Origin of the sequence: Corynebacterium sp. HMSC055A01 (genome assembly GCF_001809405.1) — a bacterium.
Taxonomy (GTDB): Bacteria; Actinomycetota; Actinomycetes; order Mycobacteriales; family Mycobacteriaceae; genus Corynebacterium; species Corynebacterium hesseae.
The window spans coordinates 1-232 of record NZ_KV797537.1; the positions used below are offsets into that span (position 1 = coordinate 1).

General features: G+C 55.2%; 1 pseudogene. It reads left to right on the top strand.

What is annotated here, in order from left to right:
* Nucleotides 1-232: pseudogene (locus HMPREF2604_RS02865) on the top strand (HNH endonuclease); the annotation flags it as partial.

The following is a 232-nucleotide window of genomic DNA, read 5'->3' on the forward strand; positions in this document are numbered from 1 at the left end:
TTATGCCAAGGCCATCACAACATGAAAACCGATGGCACCTTAAAATACCTGCTGGACCCCTACAGTGGGGATGTTATCTGGCTTTTCGCTGACGGTACCTGGACCATCAACGAAGCCGACGGGCCCCTGGCACCCAAGCAAAAACGGTGGGCGCAAACAGTCGCCCAACACATCACCGCCACCAGGAAACGTGTGCGCGAAGAAGCCCAACACCTCAAACAAGAACTCGACG